Raw genomic sequence first — 17,044 nt, 5'->3', positions numbered from 1 at the left:
GGAGCCGGTCGAGGGTGGTGCCCCGCCCGCGGATACGCGTCCGGTCGGCGCCTCCACCGGCGTTCGGGGCCGCGATGTGGCCGCGGTGGGGCCGCAATCAGGAAGCGACGCGCCTGAGGTCGTCGACGAGGGCGGCGAAGTCGGCGTCGTGGTCGTTCGACCGCAGCACCGACGACGGGTGGACGGTGGCCAGCAAGCGCTCGGGCGGCTCGTCCAGCGGCAGCCGGTCCGGCCAGGTCAGCAGCTCACCGCGCCGCTCGGTCACGCTGAAGTCGGTGCCCATCACGGCCTTCGCGGCGGTGGCGCCGAGCAGCACGACGGTGCTCGGACGGACGTCCGCCAGCTCCGCGTGTAACCACGGCACGCACGCCCTCACCTGCCAGCCGGCCGGCGACTTGTGGATCCGCCGCGTGCCGCTGGGCATTGTGAACCGGAAGTGCTTCACCACGTTGGTCCGGTAGATCGTCGTGGGGTCCAGCCCGGCCTCGGTGATCGCGCGGACGAGCAGCTTCCCGGCCGGGCCGACGAACGGCTGGCCGGCCTGGTCCTCCTGGTCGCCCGGCTGCTCGCCGACCATCATCACCCGGGCGTCCGGCGGTCCCTCACCCATGACCGCCTGGGTGGCGTTCTCGTACAGATCGCACCCGCGGCAGCGCTGTACGGCGGCGCTCAGCGCGTCGTGGTCGGCGTGCTCGGGCACCCACTGCTCGGCCCCCGGCCAGTCCTTCGCGGTCATCGATCCGGCTCCGTTCGCGCTCGTTCGGGCTGGTGGTGGTCGGCACACATGGAGCGGCCAGGCCGAGCAGGGCGCGGGCCGGCGGCCCGGGCCTGGCTGCTTCCCGTGCGTCGTACCCGTCGAGCGGGAGACGAACCAGGGTTACGGCCCGCCGTCCGGGTGGGCCGGGCTGGCGGGCCAGCGGGCGAGGTGGTCATGGCGGTGTGCCTGAGCTGTGGGTGAGATGCCAGCTGACGCCGGCCGAAGTGAGGGTGGCGACGAGGTCGCGGCGGTGGACATGGGTGTGGTGGCGTCCGCACAGCAGGGCTGCGTTGTCGAGATCCGTGGCGCCGCCGCGGGACCACCACGTGACGTGGTGGGCGTCGCACCACTGGGCGGGGATGGTGCAGCCGGGGTAGGTGCAGCCGCGGTCGCGGTGGCACAACGCGCGGCGCTGGGCAGCGGTGAACAGGCGGTGCTCGCGCCCGACGTCCAGGACCTCGCCGGCGGTGCCGAGGACCATCGGGATGATCCCGGCGTCGCACGCGTGCCGTCTGACCTCCGCGGCGGACAGCACCTCGCCGGTGGCGGTCACTGCGGCGCCGGGCCGGTCGGCCAGGAGCTGGTCGAGGGCCATGGTGATGACGACCTGGGCCTTGCTCGTGCGGGGACCGGTGCCGGGGGAGGAGACGCCGCGGCGGACAACCTCGATCAGCGCGTCGCCGCGGCGGCGGGCAGGGGTCCGCAGGTCCGGTTCGCCGTGCGGTCCGGTGACCGGTGCGGACAGCCCGGCTACGGCGGCGTCGATGACGGCGGCGGCATCGGGGTCGGCCAGGAGGCGGTACTCCGCCAGGCCGGCCGGTCCGGGACGCTTGGTCAGGCACCGGCCGCGGGCGCGGGCTTCGTGGGCGGCGTCCAGATCGCGCTGGGGCCTCATCAGCTGCCCGGCATAACGGATCGCGGTGCTCAGCTCGCGCGGCGTGAGTCCGGTCCCGTCGGCGCCGTCGACGGCGGCGTGGACCAGGTCGGTCACCACCTCGGCGACCTGCTCGGGGACCGCGACCGGACTCACCTCGGTCTCGAAGCGGGCGAGCTGGTCGGCCTTGCCCGACCCCAGGTGCCCGGCCGTGAACGCCTCCCACACCGCGCGGGCGCCGGCCCGGTCACGCGTTGCCGTCAGGCGCAGCACCCTGCTGATGTGGCCGGGGTCGCTGACCGCGGCCCCGCCGCCGCGCTGCTGGCAGGAGCGCACCCAGTCCACCGCGCCGTACCCGCGCTCGGCGGGCAGCCCGCGCGACGCCCCTTCTCGGACGGCGGCGACCTCAAGACGGTCCAGCACCGCCCGGATCGCCGCGACCGAGCCGACCAACGCCTCGACCTGATCGCCGGACAGACCCCAGAACGACGCTCCTTCGACGGCGGACAGGCTCGCCACGACAGCCTCCATCGCCCCGGGCACGGAGTGCGCGGGGGTGGCGGTGGTGAGCGACTGAACGGCCATGACTCGAACATACATTCGAACACCGACAGCCGCCGAGAACGCCTCGGAGCGAGGTGGCGACGCCCGCCGTCGCGGGCCATCGAGCCGCCCAGGATCGGTCGTCCGGCAGGCGTACGACCGTTGCGTCCTACCCGATCACGGGGGTGCACAAACCTTGCACAGCCTGTCGATTTTGTTGAAGGTCTCGTCTAGGGTTTTGACCACGGCGGCGCGCTGAGCCACCGCTGTGGCGGTTGGCCACCCGCCGCAGATCCGGACCCCCGACCGATCCCGAGAAAGGCCCGGCGATGGCAATCTTCCCCGATCTTCGACTGCTCGGCACGCCCCGCGAGAGCGGTGGTCGGCGATGAGCACCGCAGCCCTGGAGAGCGCCGGAGCGGGCACGTCCCGGCCGCAGCACGATCACCACCGGAGCGAGGAGCCGGCGCGCCCTGTGCTGCGCGCCGTACCCGACGAGCTCGACACCGACGGCCTGCTCGCCCTCGCGGAGGCCGCGGCCGACCCGCGCGAGGCGGCTCGGCTCCGCGGCGAGGTGGTCCTCGAGCACCAGGGCCTCGCGCGCCGGCTGGCGCGCCGGTACGCCGGACGGGGCGTGGAGCAGGAGGACCTGGAGCAGGTCGCGCTGCTGGCCCTGGTCAACGCCACGCGGCGGTACCGTCCGGGCGCGCCGTGCGGGTTCGTGGGCTACGCCGCACCCACGATCACCGGCGAGATCAAGCGCCACTTCCGTGACCACGGCTGGACGGTGCGGCCGCCGCGCTCCCTGCAGGAGACCGTCCAGGGGTGGCGTCGGGCCCGTGAGGATCTCACCCACCAGCTGGGCCGTACGCCGACCCGCGCCGAGCTGGCCGACCACCTCGGGGTAGCCGTCCACGTCGTGGCGCAGGCGGAGCAGGTCCACGGCGACTACCACCCGGCGTCACTGCACGCCCCGACGTCGTTCGACGCCGACCTCACCCTGGGCGACGCCATCCCCGACGACGCGCCGGACCGGTACGCGGAGGCGGAGACGATGGCCGTCCTCGCGCCCGCGCTGGCCCGGCTCACCCCGCGGGAGAGGGACATCGTGCGGCTGCGGTTCGTGGAGAACCTCAGCCAGCGACACATCGGCGAGCAGCTGGGGGTCAGCCAGATGCAGATCTCGCGGCTGCTGCGCCGCATCCTGGCCACTCTGCGCGAGCAGATCGGCGAGGTGAACGCCCAGCTCGCGTAGAACCCGCGGCGGCGGGCTCCGGGAGGCCGCGGTTCGTCGGCGCTCGCGAGTACGCACACGCACCCCTCGCGCCGGCCCGCCTTCCTGCGCGGGCGGTGCACTCCGGGTCACACTGGAGCTCCACCTCTCGGAGGGAGCGGGTGTGCTGCTGCGTCGATCCGTGATCATGGTGATCGTGCTGCTGGCGCTGGTCGCGTCGGCTCCGGCCCCCGCGACCGCCGCTGCCGGACGGGTGGCGCCCGCCCGCACCACCCTCCCGGCCTCGCCCGCCACGGCACCCGCCGCAGCGGCACACCCCGCCTCGGCACCCGCCGCGACGGCACCGGAGGACGAGGTGCGGCTCGCCCAGCGGTTCGCCCCGGTGCTCCGGCTGGTCCGCCAGGACCGGCCTTGCGACTCCGGCGAGCCGTACGCGCCCGCCGACGTCGCCGCGTTCCTCGACAACGACACCGTGGCGCTGCGCGGGCCGTGGGGTGCCGACGACCTGATCAAGGTCGGGCCGACGGCGCAGGACCTGGCCAAGGGTTTGCCCGACTACCACCTGGACTTCCCGGGCGACCCGTTGCGGCCGGGTTGCGACTACGAGCAGTGGGCGCGCTCGGTGACAGGGGGTCACCGGCCGACGATGTACGCGCACGTGGTGGCCGACCGCGACCGGCCGGGCCGCCTGGCCCTGCAGTACTGGTTCTTCTACGCGTTCAACGACTTCAACAACACCCACGAGGGCGACTGGGAGCTCGTGCAGCTGGAGTTCGACGCCCCGGACGCCGCGACGGCCTTCGCCAGGACCCCCGTACGCCTGGGCTACAGCCAGCACGAGGGAGTCGAGACGTCCGCGTGGGAAGACCCCAAGCTGGCGATCGTCGGCGGCACGCATCCCGTCGTCTACCCGGCCGCCGGCTCGCACGCGAGCTACTACGAGCCGGAGCTGTACCTCGGCCGCTCGGGGCAGCGCGGGTTCGGCTGCGACGACGCCCTCGGGCCGCAGGACGAGCCGGACATGGCGCTGCAGGTCGTCCCGCAGGACCCGCGCGCGGCTGTGGCCGCCTTCCCGTGGCTGGGCTTCCGCGGCCGGTGGGGTGAGCGCCAGCAGGCGTTCTACAACGGCCCGACCGGCCCGAACATGAAGGACCGCTGGACCCGGCCGGCCGACTGGGTTGACGAGAACGGCCACGGCACCAGCTACTCCGTACCGGCGGGCGGCCTGTTCGGCACCCAGGTCACCGACCTGTTCTGCTCGGGCGTCGGCACCGGATCGCGGGTCCTGCGTCGCGCCACCTCCTCGCCGAGCACAGCCCTCGTGCTCGTCGCGATCGTGCTCGTGTTCGCGGTGTGGCAGACGCAGCGGACGTCGTGGGAGGGCTCACGGCCGCTACGGGCGGCGCGTCGCCGCTCCTGGGGCCAGACGGTCGCCGCCGCGGTCCGGATGTACGCGGCCCGTCCCGTGCTGTTCACCAGCGTCGGGCTGCTCACCGTCCCCCTCGTGCTCCTGCTCGCGCTGCTCTCCCGCGCCGACCTCGGCGGCCCGGTCATCGGGGGCGGGGCGGGCGACGCGTCCGGTGGCATCCGCCTCGGCCTGACGGGCGTACTGGCATCGGTGGAGATCGGCGTGGTCATCGTCCTCGTGCAGGCCGCCTCGACCCAGGCGCTCGCCGAGATCGACGCAGGGCGTGACGTGACGGCGTGGTCGGCGTACCGGCTCGCGCTCGCGCACTGGCGTCCGCTGCTGATGAGCTGCGTCGTCTGGGCGGCGGCGGTCGGGCTGCTGGTCCTCTCGACGCGGTACACCGTGCTGCTCGCCGTCATCGTGATCGTGCTGTGGGGACTGTTCGTGCCGGTGCTGATCCTGGAGCGGCGGGGTCCGGTGGAGTCGTTGCGTCGCAGCGCCCGCCTGGTCCTCCCGCGGATGCTGCGCGTCATCTCGCTGATCGCGGCGGCCGTCGTGCTGGCCGGCGCGACCGGGCCCCTCATCGGCTTCGCGCTGCTGCTGCTGATCCCGAGCCTGCCGTTCGCGCTGCTCAACCTGCTCAGCGGACTGGTCTACGTCGTCCTCTTCCCCCTCGTGGCGCTGACCACGGCGTACGTCTACTACGACGCCGCGGTGAACGAGGCGCGTACCGGCGAGGGCGGCCAGGACGTCCTGCCCTCCGAGCTGCCGGACCCGGACCAGGGGGCACGGGCCACCTGACCGGACCTCGGTGAGGCTGCGGCGGCGTACCTCGCCCTCTTCGGTGTCAGCGCCGCTGCGACAGGGAAGGGTGGGCAGGTGAGTACCCCTGAGCAGGAGGCCGGCCGGGCCGGTGACGCCGAGGACGTACGCCGCGCGTTCGACGAGATGCCGCTCGCTCAGGTGGCCCTCGACGGACCGGAGCACCGGTTCGTCGCGGCGAACGCCGCCTACCGCGCGATCGTCGGCCGCGCGGACGTCATCGGCAGGTCGGTCCGGGAGGTCACTCCCGAGGTGTCCGGCCAGCCCTTCTTCGAGATGCTCGACCAGGTGTGCGCGACCGGGGAGCCGGTGGTCGCCCGGGAGTGGCGGGTCCGGCTCAACCGCGGCGCCGACGGTGCGTCCGAGGACCTGTACCTCGACGTGAACGTCCTGCCCCGGCCGAGTGCGACCGGCGAGACCACCGGCCTGCTGGTCTACCTCGCCGATGCGACCGCGCGGGTACGGCAGCAGCAGGCCGCGCAGCGCGAGGCGGCTGAGGCAGAGCGGCGCTACGAGGCGGCCCGTGACGTGGTGGTGGAGCTGCAGGAGGCGCTGCTGCCGACCGCGCTGCCGGTGCTGCCCGGGGCGACGGTGGCCGCCCGCTACCTGGTGGCGGCGGTCGACCAGGCGGCCGGTGACGACTGGTTCGACGCCGTGCCGCTGCGCGACGGCCGGCTCGCGCTGGTCGTGGGCGACATCGTCGGGCACGGCGTGGCCGCTACGGCCGCCATGGGCCAGCTGCGCGTGGTACTGAGCGAGATGCTGCGCGAGACCGCCGACGCCCGGCACGCCGTCGCGTGGGCCGACCGGATGGCTGCCCGGACGCCGACGATGCGCGCCGCCACCGTGGGTGTCGTCGTGCTCGATCCGGCCACCGGTGCGCTCGACTACCTCACGTGCGGCCACCCGGCACCGCTGGTCGTCCAGGCGGACGGATCCGCACGGTACCTGCCGGCGTCCGGGGGTGGGCCGCTGGGAACCGAGGGCGACCGGATCTCAGCGCAGAGCACGCTCGACCCGGGCGCTCTCGTGGTGCTCTACAGCGACGGGCTGGTCAAGCGCCCGGGCGAGGTGCTGTCCACCGGGCTGGACCGGCTGGCGCGGGTCGCCGGGGACGCGGTCGGCAACCGCGCCCTGCCCGCCGGCGCGCCGACGTCTGCCGCGGAGCGCGCCTGCCAGCTGTCGGTGAAGCAGCTCACCCGCACCGGGTACGACGACGACGTGACCATGCTGGCCTGCGAGCGCAGGGCCGAGTCGGTCGGCGCGTGGCGGTGGCGCCGCGACCCGGCCGGGCTGGACGACCTGCGCCCACGCCTGCGGGAGTGGCTGGCGGGCATAGGGGTCGAGCACCGCGACGTGCAGCACCTGGAGATCGCGCTCACCGAGCTGGTCGCGAACGCGGTCGAGCACGCGTACGCCGACCGCCCCCCTGGTGAGGGGCCCGGTCCGGTGGAGGTGGTCGCCGAGCTGGAGGCCGACGGAGTCGCCCGCATCCGGGTCGACGACGAGGGCCGTTGGCAGCCGCCGTTCGGGCCGGTGCCGACCAGCGGCCGCGGGCTGTGGCTCGTCGAGAGCATGGTGGAGGAGATGGCGATCGTGCGTGGCGGCACCTCCGACGATCCTGCCGGCGCCGGCACGGCCGTGACCGTACGGCACCGGCTGCACCGCCCGGCGCTGCCGGGTGCCGAGCCACCCGCCGTCCCGCTGCGTCGGGAGGGGACGTTCGCGGCCGTCCTGGAAGGAGGGCCGCCGCGCCGCCTCGTGGTGTCCGGGCCGGTCGACATCGCCACCGCAGAGGAGCTGTCCGAGCGGGTCGCGTACGCCGGTCGGGGCGGGCTGTACCCGCTGGTCGTCGACCTGTCGGGCGTCGAGATCCTGGCCAGCGCCGGCGTACGGGTGCTGCTGGAGCTGCGGGACCGGCTCGCCGTGCACGGTCATCCGCTGCAGCTCGTGGCGGCCGCGGACACCCCCGCCGCGCAGGTCCTCGACCTGCTGGACCTCGACCACGAGGCGCGGCCGCTCGCCTCTCCGGACATCATCAGCTGACCAGGGGGCAGGTCGGGCGGGCTCACGGCTCGTTCGCGAAGTCGGAGGTCTTTCCCTCCCGGCCCGCCCAGCCGGGGCGCTCGCCGTGGCCGGGCATGCTCGGCGCGGAGTCGTGCTGGGTCTCGGAGTCCGACCAGCGCAGCACCGCGGCGATGCCGTCGGCCAGCTCGTCGCCGTCCGGCAGCAGGCAGACCTGCGCGTGAGTCCGCAGGGCGAGCGCGGCCGCCTCCGCCGACGTTCGGGCGTTGACCGGCGGGTCCACGAGCAGCAGCGTGTCGACCTGCCCGCGCCCGAGGGAGTCCAGCACGGCGGACCGGCCCTGCACCGCGCGCTCCTGCCGGCCGTCCTGCTCGCGGAAGCGGTCCATCCACGCCTCGATGTCGGCGTCGATCACCGCGTCCAGGTGACGGCGGACGTCCTCGGCGAACGCCTCCTCCGAAGTCCCCGCGGCTCGCCCGCCGGACGACAGCAGCCGGGACCGCCCGCGTACGAGGTCGGACACGCTGCCGCGCAGCGCACCGAGGGCACGGTCGTCGCCGGCGACCAGCACGGCCGTCGGCCGTACCCGCCGGACCAGGTCGTCCAGCTCGGCGGCCACCTCGTCGGCGTTGCGCTCCCAGGAGTCCACCGCGCGCCGCTGGAGCCGCTGCTGCGAGGACGCCCCGCCGGGCACCTTGTGCAGCACGTCGTGGTCGCCGTCGACGGTCGTCCGGGCCGGCGTCTCGTCGAACGAGCTGTAGGCGGTGATGTCCGCGCCCGCGCGGTCGGCCTCGACGGTGACGTACGTCGGGTACCGCTGGCCGCAGCGCAGCAGGGGGAGTAGGTCGGGGACGTCGGCCCAGACGACGCGCTCCCGGTCGGGTGCCTCCGGCAGGGAGACGTCCAGGTCGACGCGGGCGTCGCCCTCCGAGCCGACGCTGCCGATGAGGAACCGCCCGTGCTCGCCGGCCCTGCGGTCGCGGCGGACGGCGACGGGCTCGAGCAGGTCGACGAGCGCCTTCGGTGCGCCCGACTCGAGGAGCTCGGTGCGCGCGGCTCGCCAGCGCAGCTCGATCTCGTGGTTGCCCTCCGGCCCCTGGCGCGAGACGTCCAGCGCCACGGTCGCCACCTGCCGGTCGGTGAGGTCCAGGTCCTGCCAGCGGTCGAGTCGCACGGGTCCTCCGATCGTTGCCGATCCCTCCATCCTGACGGCTCGCCGTTCAACCGTCCACGAACCCGTCGTAGGCGCGATACCGTCGCGAGGACCGACCCTGTTCGCTGCATCCCACCTCGACCGGCCCGTTGGGCTGCGTCCGCCGCGAAGGAGCACCGACGTGGAGCTCGCCGTCCACCTGGAGGTGGGCCCGCCCCAGGTCCTGAGGGTGGCCGGTCCGCTCGACATCACCACGGCTCATGTGTTCGCGGCCGAGGTCAGTGCGGCCAGCCGGGGCGGGACTCACCCGGTGGTGCTCGACCTGCGGGGCGTGGACGTCCTCGGCAGCGCAGGGGTGAGTGAGCTGTTCATGGCTCGCGAGGAGCACACGGACCACGGTCACCGGCTGCGGATCCTTGCGTCCTCCGGCAGCCTCGCGGCCAAGGTCCTGGACCTGGTGGGTCTGGAGTACGAGCCGCAGTGATGGTTGACCGTTCGCGTCCCGCCCTCGCCGCACCTAGGCTCGGGCGACGACGGTGCATCCACGAACGGAGCACGGGAAGGGGTGGGCCATGACCGAGTCGGACCCCGCAGGTGACCTGGCGATGGAGTTCGCTGAGCTCAACGACCACCTCCGGACCGCCGACCAGCGCGAGGTCGCGCTGCAGCGGGTTGTGGACCTGGCCGTGAAGTCGGTGCCCGGCTGCTCCTCGGCGGCGGTCACCGCCTGGCCGGTCCAGCGCCAGCCACGCAGCCTCGCCACCTCGGACGAGGTCGCCGCCGCGATCGACCAGCTCCAGTACGACCTCGGCGACGGTCCGTGCCTGTCCGCCGCCAGCGAGCACGAGTCCGTCCGCATCGCCGACATCCGCACTGAGCGCCGCTGGCCGACGTTCGCCGAGGCCCTCGCGACCGACTTCACGATCCGCGCGGTGCTGTCGTTCCACCTCGTCGACGAACCGCAGCGGTCGGCGCTCAACCTCTACGCCGAGGACGCCGAGGTCCTGGACGAGGAGTCGTTCGCCACCGCAACCCTGTTCGCGGCGCACGCCCGGGTGCTGCTGATGCACGCCGCGAGCGCGGGACGGGCCGGCAACCTCGAGCACGCCCTCACGACGAGCCGCCAGATCGGCTCGGCCGTCGGCATCCTCATGCACGCGTACAAGATCAGCGACGAGGAGGCGTTCCGGCTCCTGCGCGTCACGAGTCAGCGGCTCAACCGTAAGCTGGCCGACATCGCCCAGGACGTCGCCGACACCGGCACCCTGCCCCGCCGCGACCCGGCGGACTGACCGGAGCCCCGCTCGCCGGCCGGACCGACCGCGGCTCAGCCGGCCTCCTCCAGCGGCGAGGCGGTGTCGGACAGCAGGCGTGCCAGCTCCCGTTCGATGCGGCGTCGTACGGCCGGGGAGTGCTCTTCGCCGGGACGCCGGGGCGGCGTGACCGTCCGCCCCTCCCGGTAGGCCGACAGCAGGCGCGGGTCGACGTAGCTGTTGCGGGCGACGGAGACGGTGTCGCCGAGGGAGTCGGCTGCGACCTGGACGGCGTCCCTGATCGCCGCGTCGACGCCCCTCTCGTCGTCGGCGGGTCCTGTGGCCGCCAGCGCTTCCGCGGCGGCGACCGTCGCGGCCCAGGTGCGCAGGTCCTTGACCGTGTGGTCCGGGCCGACCAGCGCGGCGAAGCGGTCAGCCACCATGGTGGCGCTCACCTCGACGGTGCCGCCCTGCCCGTCCCGGTATCGCATCAGGTGGTCACCGTGGCTGCCCGCCCGACGGAGCGCGCGCAGAGTGCGCACGGTGGGCGGATGGTGCAGCAGCATGGTCGAGGTCTGCCCGCTCTTGGCGGGGAACTCCAGCTCCACGCCGTCCCCCCGGTCGCGGACGTGGTCGACCAGCAGCGTCGTCGCCCCGTGCGAGCCGTGCTCGTCCTCGTACGCCGTCGAGCCGATGCGCAGCGCGCCGGTGTCGAGCAGCCACAGAACGAGGGCGATCACCCGGGCCCTGCTCAGGCGACGCTCGCCGAGGTCGGCGTCGACGGCGCGGCGGAAGCGGGGGAGCCGACGGGTCATGGCGGTGACGCGCTCGAACTTCTCGGCGTCGCGCTCGACCCGCCACTGCGTGTGGTAGAGGTACTGCGTGCGTCCCGCGTCGTCGACGCCGGTGGCGAGCAGGTGCACGTCGGGGTCGGTGCTGATCCACACCTCGGTCCAGGCGGGCGGGATGGCCAGCTCGCCGATGCGGGTCCGTACCTCGGCGCTGACCAGCCGCCCGTTGGGCAGGTGGTAGCTGAAGCCCTCGCCACGCCGCCGTCGGCTGATGCCGGGCGCGTCGGGATCGGTGCGTCTCACGCCTGAGCTCCTCGGTGGGCGGCGAACGTGCGGACGGCGCGCTGCAGGTTCACGGCGACGTCCAGGGCGTGCTGGCGCTGCTCCCATGGCTGGGCCTTGTCCTCGACGTGCTCGATGAGTGCGCGGACTCGCTCCTCGACCTCGGTGACGCGCCGCGAGTGGGGGCCGATGTCGTCGGTCGTGGTCATCACCTCGGCGAGGCTGCGGGCCCCGACCGCGGCAAGGTGGGCCGTCCGGCGATCAAGGGACGGGTTCTCGGCCCGGTCGAACTCCATCATCGTGATGCTGACGTCCTCGACGAGCCAGGCGATGCGTTCCAGTGCCGCTGCCGCTGCGAGCGACTTCGCCTGGGGCTCGGTCCAGCGGCGTCGCCGCAGGTTGCCCCGGCGGGCGCGACGAGAGCGGTCAGCGCTGTAGTGGAGTCGCTCGCGCGGTGCGGAAAGGTCACCGAGAAGGCCGCGCCACTCCTCCGCGGACGGGCTGGAGTCGCGAGCCAGCGCGTCGGCAAGCGCCTCCAGCTGGGCGGCCACCCGATGCCGGACGTCCACGACGGCCCGGTCGAGGTCGTGCAGGGCCAACGGAGGGAACACGATCGAGTTGATCGCCAGACCGACGGCGGCACCGAGGGCGACCTGCACGACGTACGCGGCCACGAAACCCTCGGTGTCCGCGCCGCTCGCGGTGAGCACGAACAGCGCCGCGAGCGGGATCCATGAGCTCTGGTCACCGATCAGGGGGATGCTTCGCAGCGCGGTGGCCACGCCGACGACCAGCATGACGGTGAGGGCGCCGGGCTCCCAGACCAGCAGGACTGGCAGCGCGACCGCGGAGCCGATCATCAGCGCGGTGAGGGTGCGCAGCGCCTCCTTGGTCGAGTCGCTCAACGTCAGGTACATGACGGTGAAGGCACCGAGTGGCGCGTAGTAGGGGTAGTGCGAGATCGGCTCCGGCATGAGGGTGCCGAGCTGCCATGCGATACCCGCGGCGAGCGCTGACTTCAGCGACAGCGCCGTCATCGGGTGCTGGGTCACGCCGGTCGTCCGCAGGAGCGCTCGCGTCCGCGACGAGGTGCTGCGGACCCGTTCCCCGGTGCTCACACGGGACCTTCTACCCGCACCGGACCGGACGCAATCCTCCCGCTGCGGCGGTCGGCGACGGCCTGCAGCGCAACGGTTCTCGCCGCACGCCGGACCCGCGCACCGGCCCGGAGCACCCTTGTGGTCTGGGTCAAGGTGTGTTGTCCTGGGGAACAAGCCCAACTCAAACAAGCGGTTGGATTCCCTTTTCGTGAATCGAGCCGCGCATGTTCTCTGGCACCCCGTCGGGCTCTCAATCGGAGGACCTCGAGGTCCGCACCGAACGGCTCCTGCAGGCCGCCGTATCCGCGACGGATCCGCAGCGGGCGGCACAGTACCGCGACGAGGTCGTCCTCCTGAATCGTGGCCTTGCCCTGCGGCTGGCCCACCGTCTCGGCCATCGGGGGATCGATCCGGACGACCTGCACCAGGTCGCGCTGCTCGGTCTCGTCCTAGCCGTCCGCCGGTACCGGCCCGGAGCAGGGCCTGGCTTCACCGCCTTCGCGGTCCCCACCATCACCGGCGAGCTCAAGCGTCATTTCCGCGACCACGGCTGGGCGGTCCGTCCGCCCCGTGCACTGCAGGAGGCGCACCGGGACATCCGTACGGCACGCGAGGACCTGGAGCACAGCCTGCGGCGCGAGCCGACCACGCCCGAGCTCGCGGACGCGATGGGCGCACCGGTCAGCACCATCCGGGACGCGCTGCTGGTCGAGAGCCAGTACCGGTCGGTCTCGCTGGACAGTCCCCTCGGTCCGGCGAGCGCGGTCTCGCTGAGCGACGTGCTGCCCGCCGCGCACGGTGAGGACGACCTCGAGCGGGTCGACGCGCTCGTCACGCTGCGGCCGGCGCTGCAACGCCTCAGCGCGAGGGACCGCACCATCGTGCGGCTGCGGTTCGTGGACAACCTCACGCAGCGGCAGATCGCCCGGCAGATCGGGGTCAGTCAGATGCAGGTCTCCCGGCTGCTCGGGGCGATCCAGCGCCGACTGGCCCGCGAGCTCGCCGACCCCGCACCCGCCCGCGCCTCCTGACCCCACCACGGCCCTTCTCCGCCGCTCCACCACACCACCCCGCCCTTCCCCGCCGAGTGCGCGTGTCCTGTCACTTCTCGAGCTCGACAGTGACAGGACACGCGCACTCGACCCGGCGTACGGGTGGGCGTGCTGGCCGGGGTTCGACCGGGCGTACGGGGTGGGCGGGGACCCGCGGTCAGGCGGAGGTGCCGAGCCGGGTCAGCTCGCCCAGGACGGACTGGGCGATGGCGTCCAGGGAGCGGCGCTCACCCGGACGGATCCACGTGGTGAAGGCGATCCCGAACACCGTCGCGCCGGACTCCGCCGCCAGCGTGGCCGCGGGCTCGGGTACGTCGCGGGCGCGCAGAGCCTGCCCGACCGACGTCGCGAGGCCGGCCATCTTGTGACGCTCGCGCTCCTGCAGGGCGGGGTGCTGGTCGATGACCGACTGACGCGTCAGGGCGTGCTCGCGACGCTCGTCGGGGAAGAAGGTGGCGGCCGACCTCAGCGCCGCGGCGATCAGGCCGAGGGGCGGGGTGTCTGCCGGCGCGGAGTCGATCCCGTCGACGAACACGGCGGTGAACTCGTCCTGGCCGTGGAAGAGGACGTCGCGCTTGTCGCGGAAGTGCCGGAAGAACGTGCGCTCGGTGACTCCCGCCCGCTGCGCGATGTCGGCCGCGGTCGTCTGCTCGTACCCCCGGGTCGAGAACAGCTCGAGCGCGGCGTCCTGCAGCCGTCTCGGGGTCTCGGGTTGCCAGCGCGACACGGGGGCATCGTAGGTGATGACAGCCGCTGACATGAAGTGCTAGCGTCATGTCAGTCACAGACATCAAGGCGAGCGGCGCCCGAACGCCCCGCGAAGGAGGATCCTCATGAACGTCTTCATCACCGGCGCGTCCGGCTGGATCGGCTCGGCCGTCGTCGACCAGCTGCTGGAGCACGGTCACCAGGTCACCGGCCTCGCGCGCTCCGACAGCTCGGCAGCCGCCCTGGAGGCCAAGGGCGTCACCGTGCAGCGCGGCGACCTCGACGACCTCGGCGGCATCCGCTCGGGAGCGGACCAGGCCGAGGCCGTCATCCACCTGGCCAACAAGCACGACTTCTCCGATCCCGCCGTGTCCAACGCCGCCGAGCGCGCTGCGGTCCAGACCATCGCGGACGCGCTGGAGGGCAGTGGCCGCCGGTTCTTGTTCGCGTCCGGAGTCGCGGCGCTGGCCCAGGGTCGGCCGGCGACCGAGGAGGACCCCTCGCCGTTCCACGGCCCCGACTCACCACGCGGCGGCGCGGAGAACCTCGCGTTCGAGTACGTCGACCGCGGCGTCGACGCCATCAGCCTGCGGTTCGCCCCGACCGTCCACGGCATGGGCGATCACGGGTTCATCTCGGTGGTCGCGGGCGTCGCGCGGGAGAAGGGCTTCTCCGCCTACCCCGGCGACGGCACGAACCGCTGGGCCGCCGTGCACCGCGTCGACGCCGCCCGGATGGTCGCGCTCGGCCTGGAGAAGGCACCGGCGGGCGCACGGCTGCACGCGGTCGCCGAGGAGGGCATCGCCACCCGCGACATCGCCGAGGCCCTCGGTCGCGCGTTCGACCTGCCGGTGCGCTCGGTCTCGCCCGACGACGCGGCCGACCATTTCGGCTGGATCGGGAGCTTCTTCGGCATGGACCTGTCGGCCACCAGCGCCGCGACCCGCGAGTTGCTCGGCTGGACGCCCCACGAGCCCGGTCTCCTGGACGACATCGCCGCCGGCGCCTACCGCTGAACCGCACCCCCCGCCCGCGTTTCCGCCGACTTCTCCGGCCCACCTTCCCGGCCGACTTTCCCGGCCGAGTGCGCGTGTCCTGCGCGATTCCGGCTGTGACGGCACAGGACCCGCGCACTCGGCGGAGCGCGGCGCAGGACACGCGCACTCGGCCGGGCACGGCGCGGGCGGGTCAGCTCAGGTGCACCGTCCCCGCGGCATCTCGCCAGCGGAGGGAGACCGATCCGGACCCGCCATCGGTCGACCGGCTCCTCATGAACCAGGCGACGGTATGGTCGGGCCCCAGAGGTGCGTGCTGGACGGCGTCGACGGTGACGGCGCGAGCCCGGCTCGGCGGGACGACCGGCCCGAGGATCGTGGATCCGGGCGGCAGGATGCCGGCCGTCGTCCAGACCCGATTCCGCGTGGCGGACGCGAGGTGCCCGTCTCCGGGTGCCCCGTGCCAGCTACCCGACAGGCCCGGCAGCGACATCCCGTACAGGCCCTGCCCGACGAACTGGTACATGACGCCACCTCCGATGCCGACGGTGGCCGCGTGCTCGCCCGTGGACGCGACGACCTCACCGCTGCGCGTCCGCCACCACCAGCCCTTGACCGCCGAGGGCGCGATGTGGTGCTCGGTCACGAAGACCGCCGCGGTGCTGCCGCTTCGGGTGATCACGCCGCCGCTCTCCATGCCACCCGGGTCGACGCCGCTGCTGATGTCAAGCGAGGCCTCGAGGGTGTCGGCCGGGACGGGTACGACGACGACCGTCCGGTCGTGGTCGTTGGTGCTGGTCCCGATGCCCGCCTGGTTGCGGAACGTGCCGACGACAGGCAGGTCCACGTAGCTGCGGTCGTCGCCGCGCCGGATCCGCAGGACACCGCTTCTCTCGACGATCGAGTACGTCGCGGTGCCCGAGCCCACGCTCGACTGGAACTGGTTCGTGGCGACAGTGGGGTCGTGGGTGAAGAACGGGCTGGTCGTCCGGGCCGTCGGGCTGTGCCGCGCGGGCTGGAGGGATCGGGTGTCGTACGACTGCCACCCGGCGACGCCGGCCACGAGGACCAGCAGGGCCGCCGCCAGCCCGGCACCGACGTACGTGAGCCGGCTGCGCGCGACCCGACGCCGGCCGCCGTCGACGACGCGGTCGGGGTCCACGCGCATGGCCGGGGCGGGGGAGTCCTGCAGGATGCGCTCGATCTCGCTGGTGTTCATGACTGCTCCTGTGCGGCCAGCGCGGCTCGCAGCGTGGCGAGGCCGTGGGATGCGGTGCTCTTGACGGTGCCGACGCTGATGCCGAGGAGGTCGGCGACCTCACGCTCGGGCAGGTCGGCGTAGTAGCGCAGCACGACGACCTGTCGCTCGCGCGGCGGCAGCGTCCGCAGCAGGCGGGTGGCCTCGTCGCGCTGGTCGGCCACGCCGAGCGCGTCGGGGGCGGCGACGTCCCGCAGCACGCCGGTCGCGCTCACGGACTCCGCGCCCGAGCGGCGCCAGCGGCTGATGTTGAGGTTGACCAGGATGCGCCGGGTGTACGCCAGTGGTTGCTGGTGCTGCACCCGGCGCCACTTCGGGTACAGCCGCTCCAGCGACTCCTGCACGAGCTCCTCGGCGAGATGGTGGTCCCCGGTGAGGAGCCACGCCGTCCGCAGCAGACCCGGCGACGCGCTGGTCACGAAGCCGACGAACGTCGCCTCGTCACTCGCGCGCATCGAGGTCCCCCCTGATGTCGATGTTCATGCCCCTCCCAACCGCAGGATCACTGAAAAGGTTGGGTCATGAGCGGACCGTTCGATTCCGAGCCGCGTACTGGTGCGACCGCGGGCACCCGTCTCACGCGCGAACACGGTCGCGGCGGCGCCGGGTCTACGTCGGGCAGCGCAAAACCGGCCCCGACCCGCGATTCCGCAGGTCAGAGCCGGTTCTGGTTGGTCGGGGTGACAGGATTTGAACCTGCGACCTCTTCGTCCCGAACGAAGCGCGCTACCAAGCTGCGCCACACCCCGGTGCGCCCGCACAACCGTGCGGGCACGAGAGCACACGATA

General features: G+C 73.3%; 15 protein-coding genes and 1 tRNA gene. 7 read left to right on the top strand and 9 right to left on the bottom strand.

Annotation, left to right across the window (positions count from 1 at the left end):
• Positions 1-97: 97 nt before the first annotated feature.
• On the bottom strand, positions 98-736 hold the full coding sequence (locus P4R38_RS11360) for a UdgX family uracil-DNA binding protein (RefSeq protein ID WP_277192222.1): 639 nt from the start codon (positions 734-736) through the stop codon (positions 98-100).
• Between the two features lie 193 nt (positions 737-929).
• Positions 930-2,216, bottom strand: coding sequence for an HNH endonuclease signature motif containing protein (locus tag P4R38_RS11355; protein ID WP_277192221.1), 1,287 nt, complete (start codon positions 2,214-2,216; stop codon positions 930-932).
• Between the two features lie 346 nt (positions 2,217-2,562).
• On the opposite strand from P4R38_RS11355, the gene P4R38_RS11350 reads away from it, so the two are divergent.
• The 3 genes from P4R38_RS11350 (at position 2,563) to P4R38_RS11340 (ending at position 7,684) form a co-directional block, all read left to right on the top strand.
• Positions 2,563-3,429: a sigma-70 family RNA polymerase sigma factor gene (locus tag P4R38_RS11350; protein WP_277192220.1), complete on the top strand. Its 867-nt coding sequence runs from the start codon at positions 2,563-2,565 to the stop codon at positions 3,427-3,429.
• Between the two features lie 142 nt (positions 3,430-3,571).
• Positions 3,572-5,617, top strand: a complete 2,046-nt coding sequence (locus P4R38_RS11345) for a hypothetical protein (RefSeq protein WP_277192219.1) — start codon at positions 3,572-3,574, stop codon at positions 5,615-5,617.
• 78 nt (positions 5,618-5,695) lie between these two features.
• Positions 5,696-7,684: a SpoIIE family protein phosphatase gene (locus P4R38_RS11340; RefSeq protein WP_277192218.1), complete on the top strand. Its 1,989-nt coding sequence runs from the start codon at positions 5,696-5,698 to the stop codon at positions 7,682-7,684.
• Positions 7,685-7,706: 22 nt separating this feature from the next.
• On the opposite strand, the gene P4R38_RS11335 is transcribed toward P4R38_RS11340, so the two are convergent.
• Positions 7,707-8,837: a baeRF2 domain-containing protein gene (locus tag P4R38_RS11335; protein ID WP_277192217.1), complete on the bottom strand. Its 1,131-nt coding sequence runs from the start codon at positions 8,835-8,837 to the stop codon at positions 7,707-7,709.
• 160 nt (positions 8,838-8,997) lie between these two features.
• Between P4R38_RS11335 and P4R38_RS11330 the strand changes: the two genes are divergently transcribed.
• Both P4R38_RS11330 and P4R38_RS11325 read left to right on the top strand, forming a co-directional pair.
• Complete coding sequence (locus tag P4R38_RS11330) at positions 8,998-9,300, top strand: STAS domain-containing protein (RefSeq protein ID WP_277192216.1); 303 nt, start codon at positions 8,998-9,000, stop codon at positions 9,298-9,300.
• A gap of 88 nt (positions 9,301-9,388) precedes the next feature.
• Positions 9,389-10,108 carry a GAF and ANTAR domain-containing protein gene (locus P4R38_RS11325; RefSeq protein ID WP_277192215.1) on the top strand — a complete coding sequence of 240 codons (720 nt, stop codon included), beginning with the start codon at positions 9,389-9,391 and terminating at the stop codon, positions 10,106-10,108.
• A gap of 35 nt (positions 10,109-10,143) precedes the next feature.
• On the opposite strand, the gene P4R38_RS11320 is transcribed toward P4R38_RS11325, so the two are convergent.
• Both P4R38_RS11320 and P4R38_RS11315 read right to left on the bottom strand, forming a co-directional pair.
• A complete protein-coding gene (locus P4R38_RS11320; protein ID WP_277192214.1) occupies positions 10,144-11,163 on the bottom strand; it encodes a DNA topoisomerase IB in 1,020 nt (339 codons plus the stop codon).
• Positions 11,160-12,260, bottom strand: coding sequence for an FUSC family protein (locus P4R38_RS11315; protein ID WP_277192213.1), 1,101 nt, complete (start codon positions 12,258-12,260; stop codon positions 11,160-11,162). The genes P4R38_RS11320 and P4R38_RS11315 overlap by 4 nt, the downstream gene beginning before the upstream one ends.
• Before the next feature lie 206 nt (positions 12,261-12,466).
• Between P4R38_RS11315 and P4R38_RS11310 the strand changes: the two genes are divergently transcribed.
• On the top strand, positions 12,467-13,273 hold the full coding sequence (locus P4R38_RS11310) for a sigma-70 family RNA polymerase sigma factor (protein ID WP_277192212.1): 807 nt from the start codon (positions 12,467-12,469) through the stop codon (positions 13,271-13,273).
• Between the two features lie 178 nt (positions 13,274-13,451).
• Here P4R38_RS11310 and P4R38_RS11305 read toward each other — a convergent pair whose 3' ends face one another.
• On the bottom strand, positions 13,452-14,021 hold the full coding sequence (locus P4R38_RS11305) for a TetR/AcrR family transcriptional regulator (RefSeq protein ID WP_277192211.1): 570 nt from the start codon (positions 14,019-14,021) through the stop codon (positions 13,452-13,454).
• A gap of 106 nt (positions 14,022-14,127) precedes the next feature.
• On the opposite strand from P4R38_RS11305, the gene P4R38_RS11300 reads away from it, so the two are divergent.
• The gene (locus P4R38_RS11300) at positions 14,128-15,018 is read left to right on the top strand and encodes an SDR family oxidoreductase (RefSeq protein ID WP_277192210.1); all 891 of its coding nucleotides are present in this window, start codon (positions 14,128-14,130) and stop codon (positions 15,016-15,018) included.
• Between the two features lie 172 nt (positions 15,019-15,190).
• Here the strand turns inward: P4R38_RS11300 and P4R38_RS11295 are convergent, their stop codons facing one another.
• The 3 genes from P4R38_RS11295 to P4R38_RS11285 form a co-directional block, all read right to left on the bottom strand.
• Positions 15,191-16,216 (bottom strand): hypothetical protein, encoded by a 1,026-nt coding sequence (locus tag P4R38_RS11295; RefSeq protein ID WP_277192209.1) that lies wholly within the window; start codon positions 16,214-16,216, stop codon positions 15,191-15,193.
• The gene (locus P4R38_RS11290) at positions 16,213-16,710 is read right to left on the bottom strand and encodes a SigE family RNA polymerase sigma factor (RefSeq protein ID WP_275238246.1); all 498 of its coding nucleotides are present in this window, start codon (positions 16,708-16,710) and stop codon (positions 16,213-16,215) included. Before P4R38_RS11290 ends, P4R38_RS11295 begins: the two co-directional genes overlap by 4 nt.
• Before the next feature lie 217 nt (positions 16,711-16,927).
• Positions 16,928-17,004 (bottom strand) — tRNA-Pro (locus P4R38_RS11285).
• Positions 17,005-17,044: the final 40 nt, after the last annotated feature.

Source organism: Luteipulveratus flavus, assembly GCF_029439465.1.
Taxonomy (GTDB): Bacteria; Actinomycetota; Actinomycetes; order Actinomycetales; family Dermatophilaceae; genus Luteipulveratus; species Luteipulveratus flavus.
This window is presented reverse-complemented; position numbering and strand designations above follow the sequence as displayed.